This is a genomic window from Blastococcus carthaginiensis (assembly GCF_030731085.1).
Lineage (GTDB): Bacteria > Actinomycetota > Actinomycetes > Mycobacteriales > Geodermatophilaceae > Blastococcus > Blastococcus carthaginiensis.
This window is the reverse complement of record NZ_JASNFN010000021.1, coordinates 82,077-103,081: the sequence shown is the minus strand read 5'-3', so window position 1 is coordinate 103,081 and position 21,005 is coordinate 82,077. Positions and strand designations below refer to the sequence as shown.

The 21,005-nt window shown below is 72.1% G+C and carries 16 protein-coding genes; 15 read left to right on the top strand and 1 reads right to left on the bottom strand.

The features are described 5' to 3' along the window. Positions 1–15: 15 nt before the first annotated feature. The gene (gene ileS, locus QOZ88_RS16525; RefSeq protein WP_306000823.1) at positions 16–3,177 is read right to left on the bottom strand and encodes an isoleucine--tRNA ligase; all 3,162 of its coding nucleotides are present in this window, start codon (positions 3,175–3,177) and stop codon (positions 16–18) included. Positions 3,178–3,284: 107 nt separating this feature from the next. On the opposite strand from ileS, the gene QOZ88_RS16520 reads away from it, so the two are divergent. The 15 genes from QOZ88_RS16520 to QOZ88_RS16450 all read left to right on the top strand — a co-directional run bounded on the left by QOZ88_RS16520 (position 3,285) and on the right by QOZ88_RS16450 (position 20,944). Continuing rightward, positions 3,285–4,796 (top strand): potassium/proton antiporter, encoded by a 1,512-nt coding sequence (locus QOZ88_RS16520; protein WP_306000822.1) that lies wholly within the window; start codon positions 3,285–3,287, stop codon positions 4,794–4,796. Positions 4,797–4,880: 84 nt separating this feature from the next. Further along, positions 4,881–6,110 (top strand): DUF4032 domain-containing protein, encoded by a 1,230-nt coding sequence (locus tag QOZ88_RS16515; protein ID WP_306000821.1) that lies wholly within the window; start codon positions 4,881–4,883, stop codon positions 6,108–6,110. Positions 6,111–6,239: 129 nt separating this feature from the next. Continuing rightward, positions 6,240–7,601 (top strand): extracellular solute-binding protein, encoded by a 1,362-nt coding sequence (locus tag QOZ88_RS16510; RefSeq protein ID WP_306000820.1) that lies wholly within the window; start codon positions 6,240–6,242, stop codon positions 7,599–7,601. A 73-nt stretch (positions 7,602–7,674) separates the two neighbouring features. Next, positions 7,675–8,634 carry a carbohydrate ABC transporter permease gene (locus tag QOZ88_RS16505; RefSeq protein WP_306000819.1) on the top strand — a complete coding sequence of 320 codons (960 nt, stop codon included), beginning with the start codon at positions 7,675–7,677 and terminating at the stop codon, positions 8,632–8,634. Between the two features lie 3 nt (positions 8,635–8,637). Next, positions 8,638–9,471 carry a carbohydrate ABC transporter permease gene (locus QOZ88_RS16500; RefSeq protein ID WP_306000818.1) on the top strand — a complete coding sequence of 278 codons (834 nt, stop codon included), beginning with the start codon at positions 8,638–8,640 and terminating at the stop codon, positions 9,469–9,471. 55 nt (positions 9,472–9,526) lie between these two features. Then, a complete protein-coding gene (locus QOZ88_RS16495) occupies positions 9,527–10,804 on the top strand; it encodes an ABC transporter ATP-binding protein (RefSeq protein WP_306000817.1) in 1,278 nt (425 codons plus the stop codon). A gap of 30 nt (positions 10,805–10,834) precedes the next feature. Next, positions 10,835–11,494, top strand: a complete 660-nt coding sequence (gene lspA, locus QOZ88_RS16490; protein ID WP_306000816.1) for a signal peptidase II — start codon at positions 10,835–10,837, stop codon at positions 11,492–11,494. Positions 11,495–11,911: 417 nt separating this feature from the next. After that, the gene (locus QOZ88_RS16485; protein ID WP_306000815.1) at positions 11,912–12,859 is read left to right on the top strand and encodes an RluA family pseudouridine synthase; all 948 of its coding nucleotides are present in this window, start codon (positions 11,912–11,914) and stop codon (positions 12,857–12,859) included. A gap of 10 nt (positions 12,860–12,869) precedes the next feature. Beyond that, entirely contained in the window at positions 12,870–13,673 is an 804-nt protein-coding gene (locus tag QOZ88_RS16480; RefSeq protein ID WP_306000814.1) for a CPBP family intramembrane glutamic endopeptidase, read from the top strand. Positions 13,674–13,867: 194 nt separating this feature from the next. Beyond that, positions 13,868–14,101: a hypothetical protein gene (locus tag QOZ88_RS16475; RefSeq protein WP_306000813.1), complete on the top strand. Its 234-nt coding sequence runs from the start codon at positions 13,868–13,870 to the stop codon at positions 14,099–14,101. After that, a complete protein-coding gene (locus QOZ88_RS16470) occupies positions 14,037–14,402 on the top strand; it encodes a type II toxin-antitoxin system PemK/MazF family toxin (protein WP_306000812.1) in 366 nt (121 codons plus the stop codon). The genes QOZ88_RS16475 and QOZ88_RS16470 overlap by 65 nt, the downstream gene beginning before the upstream one ends. Positions 14,403–14,433: 31 nt before the next feature. After that, positions 14,434–14,868, top strand: a complete 435-nt coding sequence (locus tag QOZ88_RS16465; RefSeq protein ID WP_306000811.1) for a GNAT family N-acetyltransferase — start codon at positions 14,434–14,436, stop codon at positions 14,866–14,868. 199 nt (positions 14,869–15,067) lie between these two features. Further along, positions 15,068–18,628: a DNA polymerase III subunit alpha gene (gene dnaE, locus QOZ88_RS16460; protein ID WP_306000810.1), complete on the top strand. Its 3,561-nt coding sequence runs from the start codon at positions 15,068–15,070 to the stop codon at positions 18,626–18,628. Between the two features lie 46 nt (positions 18,629–18,674). Next, complete coding sequence (locus tag QOZ88_RS16455) at positions 18,675–19,286, top strand: DUF2567 domain-containing protein (RefSeq protein ID WP_306000809.1); 612 nt, start codon at positions 18,675–18,677, stop codon at positions 19,284–19,286. Positions 19,287–19,477: 191 nt separating this feature from the next. Continuing rightward, complete coding sequence (locus QOZ88_RS16450; protein WP_306000808.1) at positions 19,478–20,944, top strand: class I adenylate-forming enzyme family protein; 1,467 nt, start codon at positions 19,478–19,480, stop codon at positions 20,942–20,944. Positions 20,945–21,005 lie beyond the last annotated feature (61 nt).

The following is a 21,005-nucleotide window of genomic DNA, read 5'->3' as shown; positions in this document are numbered from 1 at the left end:
GCGCCCCGGGGCCCCTCAGACGGAGGCCTTGGCCACCCAGAAGCGCGAGCCCTCCGGACCCTCGACGCCCTCCCCGGTGCCGGGGGTGCCGGCGTGCACGGCGACGGCGAGCACCTCACCGGCCAGCTGCCCGGCGTGCTCGGTGAGCGCCTCCGCCATGGCGCCGTCCGCGGTCCACCACAGCTCGATGCGGTCGCTCACCTCCAGGCCGGTCGCCTTGCGCGCTTCCTGCACCAGCCGGATCGCCTCGCGGGCGCGGCCGGCTCGCTCGAGGGCAGGGGTGAGCGCGAGGTCGAGCGCCACGGTGAGCCCCCCGCTGCTGGCCACGGTCCAGCCCTCCCGCGGGGTCTCGGTGACGATCAGGTCGCCGTCGACGAGCTCGACCTCCGCCCCGTCGACCTCGACGCTCGCGGTGCCGGCCCGGTAGGCGGCGACCAGCGCCGGGGCGTCGGCGGCGGCGACGGCCTTGGCCACCGCCTGCACCTGCTTGCCGAGACGGCGGCCCACGGCGCGGAAGTCGATCTTCACGCTCACGTCGACCAGGTCACCGCCGACCGCGGCCAGCTCGAGCACCCCGGCCACGTTGAGCTCGTCCGCCACCTCGGCGACCAGGTCGCGGGGGAGCGAGCCCCACCCGGGCGCGGCGACGACGGCGCGCGCCAGCGGCTGCCGGGTGCGCACCTTGGCGGAGGTCCGGGCCGAGCGGCCCAGCTCCACCAGCCGGCGGACCAGCGCCATCTGCTCGACCAGGGCGTCGTCCAGGGCGTCGGGGTCCACGACGGGCCAGGAGGCCAGGTGCACCGAGTCCGGCACGTCCGAGCCGCCCAGGCCGGGGACGACGGCGCGGGCCCACACCTCGTCGGTGACGAACGGGGTGAAGGGGGCCATCAGCCGGGTCAGCCCGTCGAGCACCTCGTGCAGGGTGCCCAGGGCGGAGAGGTCGCCGTCCCAGAACCGGCGACGGGAGCGGCGCACGTACCAGTTGGAGAGGTCGTCGACGAACTGGGCCAGCAGGCGGCCCGCGCCCTGGGTGTCGAAGTCCTCCAGCGCCGCGGTGACGTCACGGGTGACGGCGGCGAGCTCGGCCAGCGCCCAGCGGTCCAGCAGCGGGCGCTCGGTCCGCGGCGGCGCCGGACTGGCGGCCGGGTCCCAGCCGTTGGTCTCCGCGTACAGGGTGAAGAAGCTCGCGGTGTTCCAGTAGGTGAGCAGCACCTTCCGGACGACCTCGGACAGCGTCTCGTGCCCGACCCGCCGGGCCGACCAGGGCGAACCGCCGGCGAGCATGAACCAGCGGACGGCGTCGGCGCCGTGCCGGTCCATCAGCGGGATGGGCTCGAGGATGTTGCCCAGGTGCTTGCTCATCTTCCGGCCGTCCTCGGCCAGGATGTGGCCCAGGCACAGCACGTTCTCGTAGGAGTTCTTGTCGAACACCAGGGTGCCCACGGCCATGAGCGAGTAGAACCAGCCGCGGGTCTGGTCGATCGCCTCGCAGATGAACTGGGCCGGGTAGGCGGCCTCGAACCGCTCCCGGTTCCGGTAGGGCGCGCCCCACTGGGCGAACGGCATCGAGCCGGAGTCGTACCAGGCGTCGATGACCTGCGGCACGCGCCGGTAGGTGCCCTCCTCGCCGGGGAGCGTGAAGGTCACCTCGTCGATGAAGGGCCGGTGCGGGTCGAGGTCGGAGAGGTCGCGGCCGGTCAGCTCCGAGAGCTCGGCGAGCGAGCCGACGACGACCATCCGCGCCGGGTCGGCGTCGTTGCGCCAGATGGGCAGCGGCGTGCCCCAGTACCGGTCGCGGGAGAGGGCCCAGTCGACGTTGTTGTTCAGCCAGTCGCCGTAGCGGCCGGTCTTGATGCTCTCGGGGTACCAGGTGGTGCGCGCGTTCTCGGCGAGCAGCTGGTCCTTGATCGCGCTGGTGCGGATGTACCAGGACGGCTGCGCGTAGTACATGAGCGGCGTGTGGCAGCGCCAGCAGTGCGGGTAGCTGTGCTCGTACCGGATCTCGCGGAACAGCACACCGCGGCTGTCCAGGTCCTCGACCAGGGCCGGGTCGGCGGCCTTGAAGAAGTGCCCGCCCACCAGCGGCACCTCGGCCAGGAAGTGCCCGGTCGCGTCGATCGGGTTCACCACGGGCAGCCCGTAGCCCCGGCAGACGACCAGGTCGTCGGCGCCGAAGGCGGGGGACTGGTGCACCAGGCCGGTGCCGTCGTCGGTGGTGACGTAGTCGGCGAGGACGACGAAGTGGGCGTCCCCCCCGGGGAACTCGACCAGCTCGAACGGCCGCTGGTAGTGCGTGCGCTCCCACTCGCGGCCCGGCGCGCTGCCCAGCACCTCGGCGCCCTCACCCAGCACCGCGGCGAGCAGCGGCTCGGCCACCACCACGGGGACGTCGTCGGTGCCGGCGGGGCGGGCGACGACGTAGCTGACCTCGGGGTGCACCGCGACGGCGGTGTTCGACGGCAGCGTCCACGGCGTCGTCGTCCACACCAGCAGGTCGGCCCGGCCGGCCCACTCGCCGTCGGTGATCGGCAGGCGGACGTACACCGAGGGGTCGGTGATCGACTCGTATCCCTGGGCCACCTCGTGGTCGGAGAGCCCGGTGCCGCAGCGCGGGCAGTAGGGCGCGACCCGGTGGTCCTCGACCAGGAGGCCCTTGTCGAACACCTGCTTGAGCGACCACCAGACGCTCTCGATGTACGCCGGGTCCATCGTCCAGTACGCGGTGGACAAGTCGACCCAGTAGCCCATGCGGTGGGTCAGCTCGGTGAAGGCGTCGACGTGGCGCTCGACCGACGCGCGGCAGCGGGCGTTGAACTCCGCGATGCCGAAGCGCTCGATGTCGGGCTTGCCGGCGAAGCCCAGCTCCTGCTCGACGGCGATCTCGACGGGCAGGCCGTGGCAGTCCCAGCCCGCGCGGCGGGGCACGTGCCAGCCCTGCATCGTCTTGAACCGGGGGAAGACGTCCTTGAACGCGCGCGCCTCGATGTGGTGGGTGCCGGGGCGGCCGTTCGCCGTCGGCGGGCCCTCGTAGACGTTCCACTGCGGGCGGCCCTGCGAGGCCTCCAGCGACCGGTCGAAGACCTTCTCGCTCTCCCAGCGTTCGAGGATGCGGTGCTCCAGGGCGGGGAGGTCGACCTGCGGGGGCAGCGCGGCGAAGGGACCGGTGGGGGCACTCACGCGGCCCATTCTCCCCGAACCGGCAAACACACCTCCGGTGGGGAACCCGACGCCTCCGGGGGAGCCTGCGAGGCCGTGCGGGAGACTGCCCCCATGGGGCGGCGACGGTGAACACGACGGTCACCGTCGCCCTCGCCCTCGGCGCCGGCGTCGTGCTCCTCGCGGCCGTGGCCCTGCGCCTGGCCGACCGGCTCGGGCTGCCCAGCCTCCTGCTGTACCTGGCGATCGGCGTGGTGCTGGGGGAGAGCGGTCTCGGCATCCAGTTCGACGACGCCGAGCTCACCCAGACCCTCGGCGTCGCCGCGCTCGTGGTCATCCTCGCCGAGGGAGGGCTGACCACCCGGTGGGCCGACGTCCGGAGGGCGATCGGCCCGGGGCTGACCCTCGCCACCGTGGGCGTCGCGGTCAGCGTGGCGGTCACCGCCGGGATCACGGTGTGGCTGCTGGACGCGTCGTGGGGGTTCGCGCTCCTGCTGGCCGCGGTCATCGGCTCGACCGACGCCGCGGCGGTGTTCGCGGCGCTCCGGCGGTTGCCGCTCCCGCGCCGGCTCGCCGCGGCCCTCGAGGCCGAGAGCGGGCTGAACGACGCCCCGGCGATCCTGCTGGTGACGACGCTGGCCGCCGTGCTCACCGACGCGGCGGCCGGCGCCTGGTGGCTGGTCGTCCTGCAGGTGGTCGGCCAGCTCGTCGGCGGGGCCGTCGTCGGCGTGGTCATCGGGCTGCTCGGCGCGGAGCTGCTGCGGCGGGTGGCGCTCCCGCTGGCCGGCTTCTACCCGCTCGCGACGCTGTCGCTCTGCGTGCTCGCCTTCGCGACCGCCACGCTGGCCTGGACCTCGGGCATCGTCGCGGTGTACCTGTGCGGCGTCGTGCTCGGGAACGCCGCGCTGCCGCACCGGACGGCGAGCATCGGCTTCGCCGAGGGCATGGCGTCGCTCGCCCAGATCGGGCTCTTCGTGCTGCTGGGCCTGCTGGTCTCGCCGCCCCGGCTGCTCGACGCCCTGGTGCCGGCCCTCGTCATCGGTGGCGCACTGCTGCTGGTGGCCCGGCCGCTGTCGGTCGCCCTGTCGCTGGTGTGGTTCCGGTGGCCGTGGCCGCAGCAGGCGTTCGTGTCGTGGGCCGGGCTCCGCGGTGCCGTGCCCATCGTCCTCGCCACGTTCCCCGTCACGGCCGGGGTGCCCGGTGCGGCGCGGATCTTCGACACCGTGTTCGTGCTCGTCGTCGTCTTCACGCTCGTGCAGGGCTGGTCGCTGCCCTGGGTGGCCCGCCGCCTGCGGATCGGCGCGCCGATCGCGCCGCGGGAGATCCAGGTGGAGGCCGCACCGCTGGAGGAGTTGGACGCAGAGCTGATGCAGATGCGGGTGCCGGAGGGGTCGCGCCTCCACGGCGTCTACCTGCCCGAGCTGCGGCTGCCCGAGGACGCCGCGGTGGTGCTCATCGTGCGCGGGGGCCGGGCGTTCGTGCCCGACGAGACGACCCGCCTGATGCACGGCGACCAGGCGCTGCTGGTCTCGGCGCGCGCGTCGCGGCCCGAGGCCGAACGCCGGCTGCGGGCGGTCAGCCGGGCCGGCCGGCTGGCCATGTGGCGTGGCGAGGACGGCCGCCCCGACCAGACCGACTGACGAAGGACCACCCTTCCCCCACGTCGCGGCGGCTGCGGCGTGGGATCGTGACGGCCAGCACCTGTCTTCCCCCCGGAGCGCGCCATGCGGTACCTCTTCCGACCACCGGCCACGGACGCGACCGGGCTGCTGTCGCTGCCGTGGGACCAGCCGCTGGAGGAGTGGGACGACGACCTCCTGCTCGACGTCCCCTCGCGCGGCATCTCCCGGCACGTCGTGCGCTTCGTCGCCGTCGAGGACCGGGTCTACGCGCTGAAGGAGATCGACGAGCGGCTGGCCCGCCACGAGTACGCGCTGCTCGCCCAGTTCGAGAACGAGGGCCTGCCCACCGTCTCGGTGCTCGGCATCTGCGTCGACCGGCCCGACGACCAGGCGGCGATCCTGGTCACCCGGTACCTCGAGTACTCGATGTCCTACCGCTGGCTGTTCTCCGGCCCGCGTGGCGGTCAGTCGGCCGACCAGCTGCTCGACACGATGGTCGTGCTGCTGGTGCGGCTGCACCTGGCCGGCGTCTTCTGGGGCGACTGCTCGCTGTCCAACACCCTCTTCCGCCTCGACGCCGGCACCTTCGCCGCCTACCTGGTCGACGCCGAGACCGTCGAGCGCCACCCGCGGCTGTCGCCCGGCCAGCGCCGCTACGACGTCGACCTGGCCTGCGAGCGGGTCGGCGCGGAGCTGCTCGACCTTCAGTTCGGCGGGCTGCTGCCCGAGGACATCGACCCCATCGAGGTGGCCGAGGGCCTGCCGCGGCGGTATGAGTCGCTGTGGGAGGAGGTCACCCGTGAGGAGGTCTTCCGCACCGACGAGCAGCGCTACCGCGTCGCCGAACGCCTGCAGCGGCTGAACGAGCTCGGTTTCGACGTCGGCGAGGTGGAGCTGCTCACGACCGACGAGGGCACCCGGCTGCGGGTGGAGACCCGGGTCGCCGAGCCCGGGCACAACCGCCGCGAGCTGTTCCGCCTCACCGGTCTGGAGGTGCGGGAGCGGCAGGCGCAGCGGTTGCTCAACGACGTCCGCGCCTTCCGCGCGTACCTGGAGCAGAAGTCGGGGCAGGCGGTGCCCGAGACGATCGCCGGCCACCGCTGGCTCGGCGAGGTCTACCAGCCGGTCGTGGACGCCATCCCCGAGCACCTGCGCGGCCGGCTCGAGCCGGCCGAGGTCTTCCACGAGGTCCTCGAGCACCGCTGGTTCCTGTCGGAGAAGGCCGGGCGCGACGTCGGGACGACGAAGGCCGCGCGTTCCTACTTCGACAACGTCCTGCCGGGCACGCCGCAGGAGCTCACCACGCCCTCGGTCATCGCCGGCCGGGGATGAACCGCAGGTGACGGGCCGGTCGGCCCGGTGTCACGTGCACGTCTCGTTCGGTTTGACAGCCTCCGGCGACGGTACGACGCTCCAAGTACCCCCGAGATCATCGGGCTGCACCGAGCGCCAACGGAGGCGATGCGCGTGTCAGCGATCCCCGATCCCCACCCGCCCCGAGCCCGCACGGGGGTTCCCGGCCAGGGCAGGGCCCGGCCGCGGCGCCTCGCGGGTGCAGCCGCCGGCGCGCTCCTGGCCTCCGGGCTCGCGGCCTGCGGCGGCGGGGGCGGGGGTGCTTCGACGCTCACCTGGTACATCAACCCGGACGCCGGCGGGCAGGCCGAGATCGCCGCCCGGTGCACCGAGGAGGCCGACGGCCGGTACACGATCGAGACGGCCCTGCTGCCCCGCGACGCGGCGTCGCAGCGCGAGCAGCTGATCCGGCGCCTCGCGGCCAACGACGACTCGATCGACCTCATGAGCCTGGACCCGCCCTTCATCCCGGAGTTCGCCCAGGCCGGCTTCCTGGCCCCGGTGCCCGACGACGTCGCCGACCGGGTGACCGAGGACGTCGTCGAGAGCGCCGTCGAGGGCTCCACCTGGGACGGTGAGCTCGTCGCGGTCCCCTTCTGGGCCAACACCCAGCTGCTCTGGTACCGGGAGTCGGTGGCGGAGGAGGCAGGGCTGGACATGTCCGAGCCCGTGACCTGGGAGCAGATCGTCCAGGCGGCCGAGGAGACCGGCACGCTGGTCGGCGCCCAGGGCGCCCGGGCCGAGTCGCTGACGGTCTGGTTCAACGCCCTGATCGAGTCCGCGGGCGGCTCCATCATCACCGACGCATCGCCCGAGGACCCGGCTCAGATCGAGCTCGGCCTCACCTCCGAGGCCGGTGTCCGGGCCGCCGAGGTGATGAAGATGGTCGCCGAGTCCGACGCGGCCGGGCCGGCCTTCTCGACGGCGAACGAGGACTCCACCGCCACCGGCTTCGAGAGCGAGGCCGGCGGCTTCCAGGTCAACTACCCGTTCGTCTACCCCCGCGCGCTGGGGGCGGCCGAGGCCGGGACCCTCGACCCGTCGGTGCCGGAGGACTACGCCGCGACCATCTACCCGCGGGTCGACGAGGAGACGCCGGCCGCCCCGCCCTACGGCGGCATCAACCTCGGGGTGAGCGCCTTCAGCGAGAGCCCCGAGCTGGCGTACGAAGCGGCCGAGTGCATCGTCTCCGACGAGAACCAGGCCTACTACTTTGTGACCAACGGCAACCCGGCGTCGTCCACCGCGGTCTACGACGACCCCGAGGTGCTCGAGGCCTTCCCGATGGCCCCGGCGATCCGGGAGTCCCTGGAGATGGCCGCACCCCGGCCGCAGACGCCGTACTACAACGAGATCTCGGTCGGCATCCAGCGCAGCTACCACCCGCCGTCGGGCGTCGACCCCGGCCAGACCGGCAAGGCGGCGACCGAGCTCATCAAGGCAGTCCTGGCGAAGGAGGACCTGTTGTGAGCGAGCTCGCGAGCGAACCGATGGGTGGAGCAGTCCCGCGAACGCGGGCGACGAGCGCCGGCGAGGAGTCCTCGTGAGTACGACGACGCTCCCGCCGACCAAGAAGGACGAACCGGTCTCGGCGCCCAAGGTCCGGGCGAGCGACCGGGCCCGCGGGGAGAAGCGGCTGGGGTGGCTGCTGGCCGGACCGGCGTTCGCGGTGATGCTCCTCGTCACCGCCTACCCGATCCTGCAGGCCACCTACGAGTCGCTGTTCGACTACCGGCTGACCGACCCGGCGAACCGCTCCTTCACCGGGCTCACCAACTACTGGGTGATCCTCACCGACTCGCTGTGGTGGCAGTCGATCGGCGTCACCGCCTTCATCACGGTGGTCACCGTGGCCGTGGAGCTGGTCCTCGGCTTCGGGCTGGCGCTGGTGATGGTGAAGGCGCTGCGGGCGCTGCGTCCGGTCCTCCGGGCGGCGATCCTCATCCCGTACGCGGTCATCACCGTCGTGTCGGCGTTCGCCTGGCAGTTCGCCTTCGACATCCAGTCCGGGTTCGTGAACTCGTGGTTCGCCTGGCTGCCCGGCGTCTCGGAGAGCACCGACTGGTTCGGCGACCGCTGGACGGCGCTGCTGGTCATCTGCCTCGCCGAGATCTGGAAGACCACCCCGTTCATCTCGCTGCTGCTGCTCGCCGGCCTGGCCCAGGTGCCCGAGGTGCTCCAGGAGGCGGCGAAGGTCGACGGCGCGACGCGGTGGCAGCGCCTGTGGAAGGTGACGATCCCCAACATGAAGGCGGCGATCATGGTCGCCCTGCTGTTCCGCACCCTCGACGCGTTCCGGGTGTTCGACAGCATCTTCATCATGACCAACGGTGCGAACGGCACCGAGTCGGTGTCGTTCCTGGCCTACCGGCAGACGATCGCCCGGCTGGAGATCGGCCTGGGGTCCGCGGTCTCGGTGCTGCTGTTCCTCGCGGTCGTGCTGATCGCCTTCAGCTTCATCAAGCTCTTCAAGGTCGACCTGGCCCAGGCGCGGGGGGAGTAGCCCATGTCCACGCGGAACAAGGTGCTCTGGGGCATCGGCGGCGCGCTCATCGTCGTCTACTGCCTGTTCCCGATCGCCTGGATCATCTCGGTGTCGCTCAAGGCGCCCAGCGACCTCTCCAACGGGAGCTTCCTGCCCACCGCGCCCACCTGGCAGAACTACGACCTGATCCTGTTCGGCGGGGCCAGCGACCTCTTCCTGCCGGCCCTGGTGAACTCCTTCGGCATCTGCCTCATCGCGACGGCGATCTCCTGCCTGCTGGCGATGTTCGCCGCCTACGCGATCGCCCGGCTGGACTTCCCGGGCAAGAAGCTGATCCTGTCCACGGCGCTGGCGGTGGCGATCTTCCCGGTCATCTCGATCGTCACGCCGCTGTTCAACCTCTGGCGGAACATCGGCCTGTACGACACCTGGCCGGGGCTGATCATCCCGTACCTGTCGCTGACGCTGCCGATCTCGATCTGGACGATGTCGGCGTTCTTCCGGGAGATCCCCTGGGAGATGGAGCAGGCGGCGCAGGTCGACGGCGCGACCACCTGGCAGGCGTTCCGCAAGGTGATCGTCCCGCTCGCCGCCCCCGGCGTCTTCACCACGGCGATCATCGCGTTCTTCATCGCCTGGAACGACTTCATCTACGGCATCTCGCTGACCTCCACGGAGGCGGCCCGCCCGGTGCCCGCGGCGCTCGGTCTGTTCACGGGTGCCTCGCAGTTCGAGGAGCCGACCGGCGCCATCTCGGCGGCCGCGGTGATCGTCACCATCCCCGTGGTGGTCCTCGTCCTGCTCTTCCAGCGGCGCATCGTCGCCGGCCTCACCAACGGCGCGGTCAAGGGCTGAGCGCCATGACCGACCGCAGTTGCACCTCATCGACCCAGCGAGGGGACGAATCCTGATGGCCTCCATCGACATGAAGAGCATCGTGAAGCAGTACGGCGACGGCTTCCCGGCGGTGAACGACGTCAGCCTGGACATCGCCGATGGGGAGTTCATGATCCTGGTCGGCCCGTCGGGCTGCGGGAAGTCGACGCTGCTGCGGATGATCGTCGGCCTGGAGGACATCACCAGCGGCGACATGGTCATCGGCGGGAAGCGGGTCAACGACCTGGCCCCCCGCGACCGCAACCTGTCGATGGTGTTCCAGAACTACGCGCTGTACCCGCACATGACGGTGTACGAGAACATCGCCTTCCCGCTGCGGCTGTCCAAGACCCCGGACGACGAGGTCCGCCGCAAGGTGGAGGCGGCGTCCGACGTGCTCGAGCTCAAGGAGCACCTGGAGCGCAAGCCGGCCAACCTCTCCGGTGGTCAGCGGCAGCGCGTCGCCATGGGGCGGGCCATCGTCCGTGACGCCGAGGCGTTCCTCTTCGACGAGCCGCTGTCGAACCTGGACGCGAAGCTCCGCGGGCAGATGCGCACCGAGATCTCCCGCCTCCAGCGCCGGCTGGGGATCACCACCGTCTACGTCACCCACGACCAGACCGAGGCGATGACCCTGGGCGACCGGGTCTGCGTGCTCCGCAAGGGCAAGATCCAGCAGGTCGCCTCGCCGCGCGAGCTGTACGAGCAGCCGGTCAACCTCTTCGTCGCCGGGTTCATCGGCTCCCCGCCGATGAACTTCCTCCCCGCGACGCCGGAGGGCAACCGGCTGAAGACGCCCTTCGGCGACATCGAGCTCGACGAGAAGCGGGCCGCGGCGGTCGCCGGGCGCGACCTGCTGCTGGTGGGCATCCGGCCCGAGTACTTCGAGGACGCGACGCTGGTCGACGAGGCCAAGCGGCCGGTCGGCTCCACCTTCCGGGCGCGGGTGGACGTCACCGAGTGGCTGGGCGACTCGCAGTACGCCTACATCCCCTACGACGCCCCCGACTCGATCAAGGCGCAGCTGCGCGACCTGTCCAAGGAGCTCGACTCCGAGGAGCTGCGCACCCAGGCAATCGTCTCGATCGACGCGACCAGCCGGATCCGGGAGGGCCGGGAGGCCGAGTTCTGGCTGGACAGCCGCAAGGTCCACGTCTTCGACCCCGAGACCGGCGACAACCTCACCCGCGACGCCGAGGCCGGCGCCGAGCTGACCCGGCTGGCCACTCAGGACCGGCTGGAGCAGGCCGAGGACGCTCGCGACCGCGAGACCGACGCCCGCGGCGGGGCGACGGCGGTGGGCGTGGGCTGAGCGGGCACCCGGCCCGCCGCCGCAGCGCCGGTGGCGGGCCCGGCTATCGTCGTCGGCACCGCCGGGTCGGCCGGCCGGTGCCGACCGAGCGAGGAGCCCGACCTGTCCGAGCACGTCGACCCGGCCGACGGCGCGGACGGCGGTTCCTCCGCCGCCGAGCCGTCCGGCCGGCCGCGCACCCGGTTGCTGCTGTCCCTCGCCGCCGCCGTCCTGGCGCTCGACCTGGTCACCAAGCTGGTGGTCGTCGCGACCATCGAGCCGGGGGAGGACATCCGCGTCCTGGGCGGCGCGCTGTACCTCACCAACCTGCGCAACACCGGCGCCGCGTTCTCCTTCGCGGAGGGTGCGACGGTGCTGTTCAGCCTGATCGCGGCCGTCGTCTCCGTCGTCATCGTGCGCACCGCCCGCCGCATGCGGTCGACCGGCTGGGCCGTCGCGCTGGGGCTGGTCCTCGGCGGGGCGGTGGGCAACCTGGTCGACCGGGTGTTCCGCGACCCTGGGTTCCTGCGCGGCGGCGTCGTCGACTTCCTGTCGGTGTTCGGTCCGGACGGGAGCGTGTGGCCGGTGTTCAACGTCGCCGACTCGGCCATCGTCTGCGGGGGCATCCTGGGGGTGCTGCTGGCGCTGCGGGGCATCGAGTTCGACGGCACCCGCAGCGGCGCGGACGGGCGGCCCAGCGCCGCCCAGTAGGAGGACCCGCCTGCCCCCCCGCCCCCCCGCCGGTACGGCAACACGTGGGCGGCCCTGTGGGACATCACCACTCGGGTCGAGGCCCTGACACACGGGTCTCCCTCACGACGTGGGTGTGGTGGGTCGCGCGAGCCCGTCACCGGCCGACGATGTGCGCTCACGCCCGCTTCTGACCCCTCGGGAAGTGGGCGTCATCGCACTTCGTCGGATGCTCGATCGTGCCGGGCGGCCCGTTCCGATCTCACCCGTCTCCCGAGGGGGTGCACAGGTCAGAAGGCTGGTTCGAGCGCCGACCCGGTGCGGAAGTCCCCCATCAATGCCCACGTGTTGCCGCACAGGTCCCCCCGCCGCACACAGGCTCGCGCCGGGACCCTGCAGGCGGGCCGTTCCACCACGTCGTCCGGCCCGACCCGCACAATGGACGCCGTGACCAGCACTCCCGGCCTGCACCGGGCCCTCCCGGTGCCCGACGGCCTGGAGGGCCAGCGGGTGGACCAGGCCCTGTCCCGGCTCTTCGGCCTCACCCGCACGGTGGCGGCCGAGCTGGCCGACGCCGGCCACGTCGTCGTCGACGGCCGGGTGCGCGGCAAGGGGGACCGGCTCACCGGGGGCAGCTGGCTCGAGGTCGAGCTGCCACCCCCGCCCGGCGAACCCGCGCCCCCGCAGCCGGTCGAGGGCATGACGGTCCTCCACGACGACGACGACCTGGTGGTCGTCGACAAGCCGGTCGGGGTCGCCGCCCACCCCAGCCCCGGCTGGGACGGGCCCACGGTCATCGGCGGCCTGGCCGCCGCCGGGTACCGCATCTCCACGTCCGGTGCCGCCGAGCGGCAGGGCGTGGTGCACCGGCTGGACGCCGCCACCACCGGCGTCATGGTGGTCGCCAAGAGCGAGCGCGCCTACACCGCGCTGAAGGCCGCCTTCAAGGAGCGCACGGTGGCGAAGGGCTACCACGCGCTCGTGCAGGGCCACCCCGACCCCTCGCGCGGCACCATCGACGCGCCCATCGACCGGCACCCGCGGCACGACTGGAAGTTCGCCGTCGTCAGCGGGGGCCGGCCGTCGGTGACCCACTACGAGGTGACCGAGGCGTTCGCCGCCGCCAGCCTGGTCGACATCCGGCTCGAGACCGGGCGCACGCACCAGATCCGGGTGCACTTCTCGGCCCTGCGCCACCCGTGCGTGGGCGACACGACCTATGGCGCCGATCCGACGCTGGCCGTCCGGCTCGGGGTGTCGCGGCAGTGGCTGCACGCGGTGCGGCTGGGCCTCCCGCACCCGGCCGACGGGCAGTGGGTCGAGTTCACCAGCGAGTACCCGCCCGACCTCGCCGGCGCGCTGGCCCTGCTGCGCGCCGAGGCCTGATCCGCCGGCGGTGACGACCCTGCCGGTCGCCCTCGACGCCTTCGGCCCGGCGGCGCTGGCCGCGGTGGTCGTGGCGGTCTACCTGGTGGTGGGCGAGCCCGTCGTCGGGCACGTGCTGCACCGCCGGTTCGAGGGCCGGCTGCGCACCGACGCCGGGGCGCGCCGCTCGTTCTACCGGCGGTTGCTGGTGCTCGAGTGGGGCCTGGCGGTGGTGGCCTTCGTCGTCTGGCTGGCCTCGCCGGGGGTCGATGCCGCGGCCGTCGGGCTGGTCTGGCCGCGGGAGTGGCCGGGCCCCGGAACCGCGGTGGTCGTCGTGGTGGTGCTGCTGCTCGTCGTGGCCTCCACCCGCCAGCTGCGCGCCGGTGCGCTGCTGGAGGCGACCCGGCCGACGCGGCGCCCCGGAGAAGGTCGGCACGCCGAGCCGCCCGGGCAGTCCACGCTCGCGCTGCTGCCCCGGACCGAGGGGGAGCGGCGGCTGTTCACCCTGGTCGGGGTCACCGCCGGGGTGTGCGAGGAGTGGCTGTACCGGGGGTTCTTCCTCGCCGTGGTCGCCGCCATGGCCGGCGGCCCGCCCGCCTGGGTCCTGGTGGTCGTGGCCGCGGTGGCGTTCGGCCTGGCGCACGCCTACCAGGGCCGAGCGGGGATCGTGCTGACCGGCGTGCTGGGCGGCGTCATGGCGCTGATCTACGTGGACACCGGGTCGCTGCTGCTGCCGGTGCTGCTGCACGCGGTCATCGACCTGCGCTTCCTGCTGGTCCCCGCCAGCGCGCTCCCGGTGTCGGTGCACGAACGGGGCGAGGTCCCCGGCGGCTGAGCCACCACGAGAGGTGGCGAAGGGGCGAGTAGGGGTACTCGCCGTCAGTCGCTGCCCGGATGACGAACGCCGGCTCGCCAGGCCCGGGCTCGGGTCAGGACCTCCCCGATGATGCGCGTCGCGGTCCTCGTCCACTTCCGCAGCCCCCCAGATCGTCTCTGGCGGCGTCTTACACCGGGCGAGACGATGTCGGAATGGCTGCAACGATCATTTTCCGCCCGGACGAGGACACCGCACGGGCGCTCGAGATCCTGACCGGGGACGGGACCTCGGTCTCCACAGCCGTCCGTTCTGCGCTGCTGGCAGCAGCCCGGCAGCGAGCCCGAGCCGACCTGCGGCAGGAGGCCGAGCAGTTGGCCGCTGATGAGCAGGACCTGGCCGAGGCGGCGCAGGTCCTCCGGGACATGGAGACCTTGCGTGCGTGGTGAGGTCTTCCGGCTGCGCGCGCCACGCGAGGCCCGCGGCCACGAGCAGGCCGGCTCCCGATACGCGGTCGTGGTGCAGTCCGACCAGCTACCGCTGTCCACCTGGATGGTGGCGCCCACCTCGACCTCCGCTCGCCCAGCGACTTTCCGGCCCGAGGTCGAGATCCTCTCGGGCTCGACGCACCACCACCAGGCCCGACGGGCGATGATCTCCCCGGCCGAGGGCCGGCACGGTGCGCGGTCCCGACCGTGCGCGGAGAAACGCGCGCCTCCGCAGGAGCCGTGCCACGCCTCCAGCAGCTGACCGGCTGTTCGGGTCGCGCAGAATGTGCGACGTGCCCAACCCTTCCGCGCAGGTCGCCACCGCCGACGACTGGCCGGAGCTCGTGGCCCTGCGCACCCGCGTCTTCGTGGAGGAGCAGGGCGTCCCGCCCGAGATCGAGCAGGACGACGCCGACGCGACCGCCGTCCACGTGCTCAGCCGGGACGACGCGGGCCGGGTGGTGGCGACCGGGCGGCTGCTGCTCGACGGCGTCACGGCGCGGATCGGCCGGATGGCCGCCGACGCCGGGGTGCGCGGCCGCGGCCACGGCGCCGAGGTGCTCGCGGAACTGCACCGCCAGGCCCTCGCCCGGGGCGCCACCGAGGTGGAGCTGCACGCGCAGCTCCCGGCCCGCCGCTTCTACGAGCGGGAGGGCTACACGGCCGTCGGCGAGGTCTACGAAGAGGCCGGCATCGCCCACGTGACGATGCGGCGTGCGCTGCCCTGAGGCACCCCTGTGACGGAACGGTCCGGTGTGAGAAGACACGTCCTGTCAGACCCTCGGCGTAGAACCGAACCAGTGCGAGGATCGACCCACCGGCCCGCCGGTGCCTGCCGCCCCCGCACGCACCGCCGGTCTTCCCCGCCGGTCGCCCGCCGCGTGACGCCGGCCGGGCACGCACGACCCGTGAGGAGCCAGACCCGCTGTGAGCAGCCCGTCCGATTCGTTCGTGCACCTGCACGTGCACACCGAGTACTCGATGCTCGACGGCGCGGCGAAGCTACCGGAGGTCACCAAGGCCGCGGCCGAGCAGGGCATGCCGGCGCTGGCCATGACCGACCACGGCAACGTCTTCGGCGCCTACGACTTCTACAAGCAGGCGGGCGCCGCCGGCGTGAAGCCGATCATCGGCATGGAGGGCTACTACACCCCCGGGTCGCGCTTCGACCGCGCGCCGTTCGACTTCGGCGACAACCTCATCGACGAGGAGGGTGACGGCGGCTCCAACCGGGGCAAGGCCGCCTACACCCACATGACCCTGCTGGCCCGCACCACCGAGGGGATGCACAACCTCTTCCGCATCTCCTCGCTCGCCAGCCTGGAGGGGCAGTACCGCAAGCCGCGGTTCGACCGCGACCTGCTGGAGCGCTACGGCAAGGGCCTGATCGCCACCACCGGCTGCCCGTCGGGCGAGGTGAACATGTGGCTGCGCGCCGGCAAGGAGGACAAGGCGCGCCAGGCGGCCGCCGACTTCCAGGACATCTTCGGGCGCGAGAACTTCTACGCCGAGCTGATGGACCACGGGCTGTCCATCGAGAAGAAGACCCGCCCGGCCCTGCTGGCGATCGCCAAGGACCTCGGCATCCCGCTGCTGGCCACCAACGACCTGCACTACACGCACAAGGAGGACGCCGAGGCCCACGACGCCCTGCTGTGCATCCAGACGGGGTCGCGGCTCAACGAGCCCAACCGCTTCAAGTTCAACGGGAACGGCTACTACCTGAAGTCCGCCGCGGAGATGCGGGCGCTGTTCACCGGCGACCTCCGCGAGGCCTGCGACAACACGCTGCTGATCGCCGAGCAGTGCGAGGTGAGCTTCACCGAGGGCGCCGACCTGATGCCCCGCTTCCCCCTGCCGCCGGGGGAGGACGAGACCTCCTGGTTCGTCAAGGAGGTCGAGCGCGGCCTGCACAAGCGCTACCCGGGTGGCATCCCCGACCACGTGCGCAAGCAGGCCGACTACGAGGTCGGGATCATCACCCAGATGGGCTTCCCGGGGTACTTCCTCGTGGTCGCCGACTTCATCAACTGGGCCAAGGACAACGGCATCCGCGTCGGTCCCGGCCGTGGATCGGCGGCGGGCTCGCTGGCCGCGTACGCCATGGGCATCACCGACCTCGACCCGCTGCAGCACGGGCTGATCTTCGAGCGGTTCCTCAACCCCGAGCGCGTCTCCATGCCCGACGTCGACATCGACTTCGACGACCGCCGGCGCGGGGAGGTCATCCAGTACGTCTCGAAGAAGTACGGCGAGGAGCGGGTCAGCCAGATCGTCACCTACGGGACGATCAAGGCGAAAGCCGCGATCAAGGACGCCGCCCGCGTGCTGGACCGGCCGTACTCGGTGGGCGACGAGCTGACCAAGCTCATGCCGCCGGACGTGATGGGCAAGGGCATCCCGCTCTCGGGCGTCTTCGACCCGGCCCACCCGCGCTACAAGGAGGCCACGGAGTTCCGCGCCCGCTACGAGTCCGACCCCGGCGCGGCCGAGGTCGTCGACCAGGCCCGCAAGCTCGAGGGGCTGAAGCGCCAGTGGGGCGTGCACGCCGCCGGCGTCATCATCGGCCGGTACCCGCTGATCGACTCGATCCCGATCATGCGGCGCGAGGCCGACGGGGCGGTCATCACGCAGTTCGACTACCCGACCTGCGAGACGCTCGGCCTGCTGAAGATGGACTTCCTGGGGCTGCGCAACCTCACGGTCATCGACGACGCGCTGCGCAACATCGTGATCAACGGCAAGGAGCCGGTCGACCTCGACGAGATCAGCAAGAACCTGACCGACCCCAACACGTACGCGTTGCTCTCCCGCGGCGACACCCTCGGGGTCTTCCAGTTCGACGGCGGGCCGATGCGGTCGCTGCTGCGGCTCATGCGGCCGGACAACTTCGAGGACATCTCGGCCGTCGGTGCGCTCTACCGCCCCGGTCCGATGGGCGCGAACTCGCACACCAACTACGCGCTGCGCAAGAACGGCCAGCAGGAGATCACGCCGATCCACCCGGAGCTGGCCGAGCCGCTGGAGGAGATCCTCGGCCAGACCTACGGCCTGATCGTGTACCAGGAGCAGGTCATGGCGATCGCGCAGAAGGTCGCCGGGTACACGCTCGGCAAGGCAGACCTGCTGCGCCGCGCGATGGGCAAGAAGAAGAAGTCGGTCCTGGACGCGGAGTTCGTCGGCTTCGAGGCGGGGATGAAGGCCAACGGCTTCTCCGGCGCCGCGATCAAGACGCTGTGGGACATCCTCGTCCCGTTCGCCGACTACGCCTTCAACAAGGCCCACTCGGCCGCATACGGCCTCGTGTCGTACTGGACGGCCTACCTCAAGGCGAACTACCCGGCCGAGTACATGGCCGGGCTGCTCACCAGCGTCCAGGACGACAAGGACCGCCGACCGGTCTACCTGGCCGAGTGCCGCCGGATGGGCATCAAGGTGCTCCCGCCGGACGTCAACGAGTCCTCCTGGGACTTCACCGCCGTCGGCACCGACATCCGCTTCGGCCTGGCCTCGGTGCGCAACGTCGGCACCAACGTCGTCGAGTCGATCGTCCGGGCGCGCGAGGAGAAGGGCGCGTTCAAGGACTTCGCCGACTTCATGCGCAAGATCGACACGGTGGCCTGCAACAAGAAGGTCATCGAGTCCCTGGCCAAGGCCGGCGCCTTCGACTCGCTCGGCCACTCGCGCCAGGGCGTCGTCGCGATCCACGCGCAGGCCGTCGACTCCGCCATGGGCCTCAAGCGGAAGGAGGCCGAGGGCCAGTTCGACCTCTTCGGCAGCTTCGGCGAGGGCGACGCGGCCGACGACCCCTTCGGCAGCGCGCTGGACATCACGATCCCGACCGCCGACTGGTCCAAGAGCGAGCGGCTGATGTTCGAGCGCGACATGCTCGGCCTCTACGTCTCCGATCACCCGCTGCACGGGGTCGAGCACGTGCTCGCGGCCAACGCCGACACCCCGATCGCCGAGATCAACGCCGGCGGGGTCGAGGACGGCGCCAACGTCACCATCGCCGGCATCCTCACCTCCGTCTCGCCGCGCACCAACAAGCAGGGCGCGCCGTGGGCGATCGCCACGCTGGAGGACCTCGAGTCCGGCATCGAGGTGCTGTTCTTCCCCAAGACCTGGGCCGAGGTCTCGGAGAAGGTCGTCCGCGACCAGATCATCGTGGTGAAGGGCCGGATCAGCCGGCGGGACGACCAGCCCTCGCTGTTCGGCTCCGAGGTCACCATCCCCGAGCTCACCGAGGGGCCGCGCGGGCCGGTGCTGGTCTCGATGGCCGCCGCCCGCTGCACCCCGCCGGTCGTCGAGCGCCTCCGCGAGGTGCTGGGCAGCCACCCGGGCACCACGGAGGTGCAGCTCAAGCTCGTCAACGGCAGCCGCGAGACGGTGCTCCGGCTCGACCAGGGGCTCCGGGTGCGCCCGAGCACGGCGCTGATGGGGGACATCAAGGCCCTCCTCGGGCCGACGAGCGTGGCGCTGCTGTAGGAGGGTCCTTCCGCCCCCGGTCGCGCGATCGTTGTTCACTGGGAGGGTGAGCACTTCACCGCTGCCCGTCCAGCCCGCCCCGGGTGTGCCCGTGCACGCCTACTGGCGGGGGAGGGAGGAGGTCCGGGACGACCTGCACGCCGCCCGGCCGCTGCTCGTGGGGCTGCTGCTCGCCGGGCTTCCCACAGGGGTGCTCTGGTGGCTGCTGGCGCCGCGCGCCGAGTTCCGGCTGACCGAGACCGGCCCGGTGGCCGTCGGCTCGCCGGCGGCCGAGGTCCGGGTCGCCGACGACGCCGTCCTCGTCCTCCTGCTGCTGGGGCTCGGCCTGCTCGCCGGCGCGGCGGCGTGGCAGGTGCGCCGCGGTCGCGGAGTGGGCATGCTGGTCGCCCTCGCGGTCGGGGCGTCGGCTGCCGCCGTGCTCGCGTGGCAGGTCGGTGAGCTGCTCGCGCCCTCGCCGTCGGAGGCGCAGCTGTCCGAGGTCGGCGCGCAGGTCACCACGGGGCTGGTGCTCAGCTCGCTGCCCGGTCTGGCCGCCGCGCCCTTCGCCGCCCTGCTCGTCTACCTGGGGTGCGCGCTGGTGGCCGCCGACGACGGCCTCGGCCGGCACGGCCGCGACGACGCCGTCCCCGGCCCGCCGCCCGTCGTCCTGGCGCCCTGAGCCCGCGGGTCGGTCGCTGCCCCAGCGCGTCGGTCCGGCGACCGGTGTGCACCGTGCACCGTGCACAAACTCGCTGGCCAAGTTGGTGTACGGAGGACGTGGGCACGCTCGCCCACCCTTCGTAGTGTCGGGCGCCACAGGGCCTGCGTGGTGCGGGTCACAGCGAACGAGCACCGAGGAGCCGGCGGCGCATGAGACCGGGTTACCTGCCCTGGGAGCGACTCAGGATGTCCGATGACGCGCCATGCGTGCGGGACGACGACGTGGAACTCACCCGTGCCCAGTTCCGGGCGCGGATCGAGGCCTTCGCCGCCCAGCTGGCCGCAACGGGCTTCGGCCGGGGCGACGTCCTGGCGATCATGCTGCCCAACCGCCTCGAACTGCTCGTGGCATTGTTCGCTGCGTGGCGGCTCGGCGGCGCGGCCACCCCGGTCAACCCGGCCTTCACCGCCAGCGAGGCCGACCACCAGATCACCGACTCCGGCGCCGTCGTCGTGGTGAACGGAGGGCCGGCGGCGCCCACCGGCGGCCGGACGGCGATCCACGTAGGGGACATGCGCACCGCCGACTCCGGTGCCCCGCTCCCACCGGTGGCTCTCCGCCCCGACGACCTGGCGCTGCTCATCTACACCAGCGGGTCCACCGGGCGGCCCAAGGGCGTCATGCTCGACCACGCCAACGTGGAGGCGATGTCGGGCACCATGGCGGCGCACTTCTCGTTGACCGAACGCGACCACTGCCTGCTGGTCCTCCCTCTTTTCCACGCCAACGCGATCATGGTGAGCGCGCTGGCCACCATCCGGGTGGGCGGGCAGCTCAGCATCGTCGGCAGCTTCTCCGCCAGCCGGTTCTTCGACCACGTCGAGAAGCTCCGCCCGACCTACTTCTCGGCCGTGCCGACGATCTACGCGCTGCTGGCGTCCCTCCCCGACGACGTCCGGCCGGACACGTCCTCCCTCCGGTTCGTCGTCTGCGGTGCCGCCCCGGTGTCGGCCGAGCTCCTCGACCGCTGCGAGGAACGATTCGGCTTCACCATGGTCGAGGGCTACGGCCTCACCGAGGGCACCTGTGCCTCGGCGTGCAACCCGGTCGATGGCGTCCGCAAGCTCGGCACCGTCGGGCCCGCGCTGCCGGGGCAGCGGATCGCGATCGTGCGGGAGGACGGATCCCCCGCCGGCACGGGTGACATCGGGGAGGTCGTCATCTCCGGCCCGACCGTCATGCGGGGGTACCTCGGCAAGCCCGAGGTCACCGCCGAGACGCTGGTGGGCGGCTGGCTGTGGACCGGCGACGTCGGCCGGCTCGACGAGGACGGCTACCTCACGATCGTCGACCGCGTGAAGGACATGATCATCCGCGGCGGGGAGAACATCTATCCCAAGGAGATCGAGGCCGTGCTCACGGCGGTGCCCGGCGTTCTCGAGGCCGCCGTCGTCGGACGTCCGGACGACGTCCTGGGGGAGTCGCCCGTGGCGTACGTGAGCCTCTACCCGGACGCCCGGATCGGGGACGACGAACTGCTCGAGCACTGCCGGCGCCATCTCACCCGGGTGAAGGTGCCGGAGCGCATCGAGATCCTCGACGGCCTCCCCAAGAACCCGGTCGGCAAGACGGACAAGCCGACCCTTCGCCGATCGCTGCAACCGCAACCCGTCTAGCCGGCACCGCACTCCCGACCGCACCAGCACTCCCGCTGCACGAGCGCCCCTCGTGCTGATC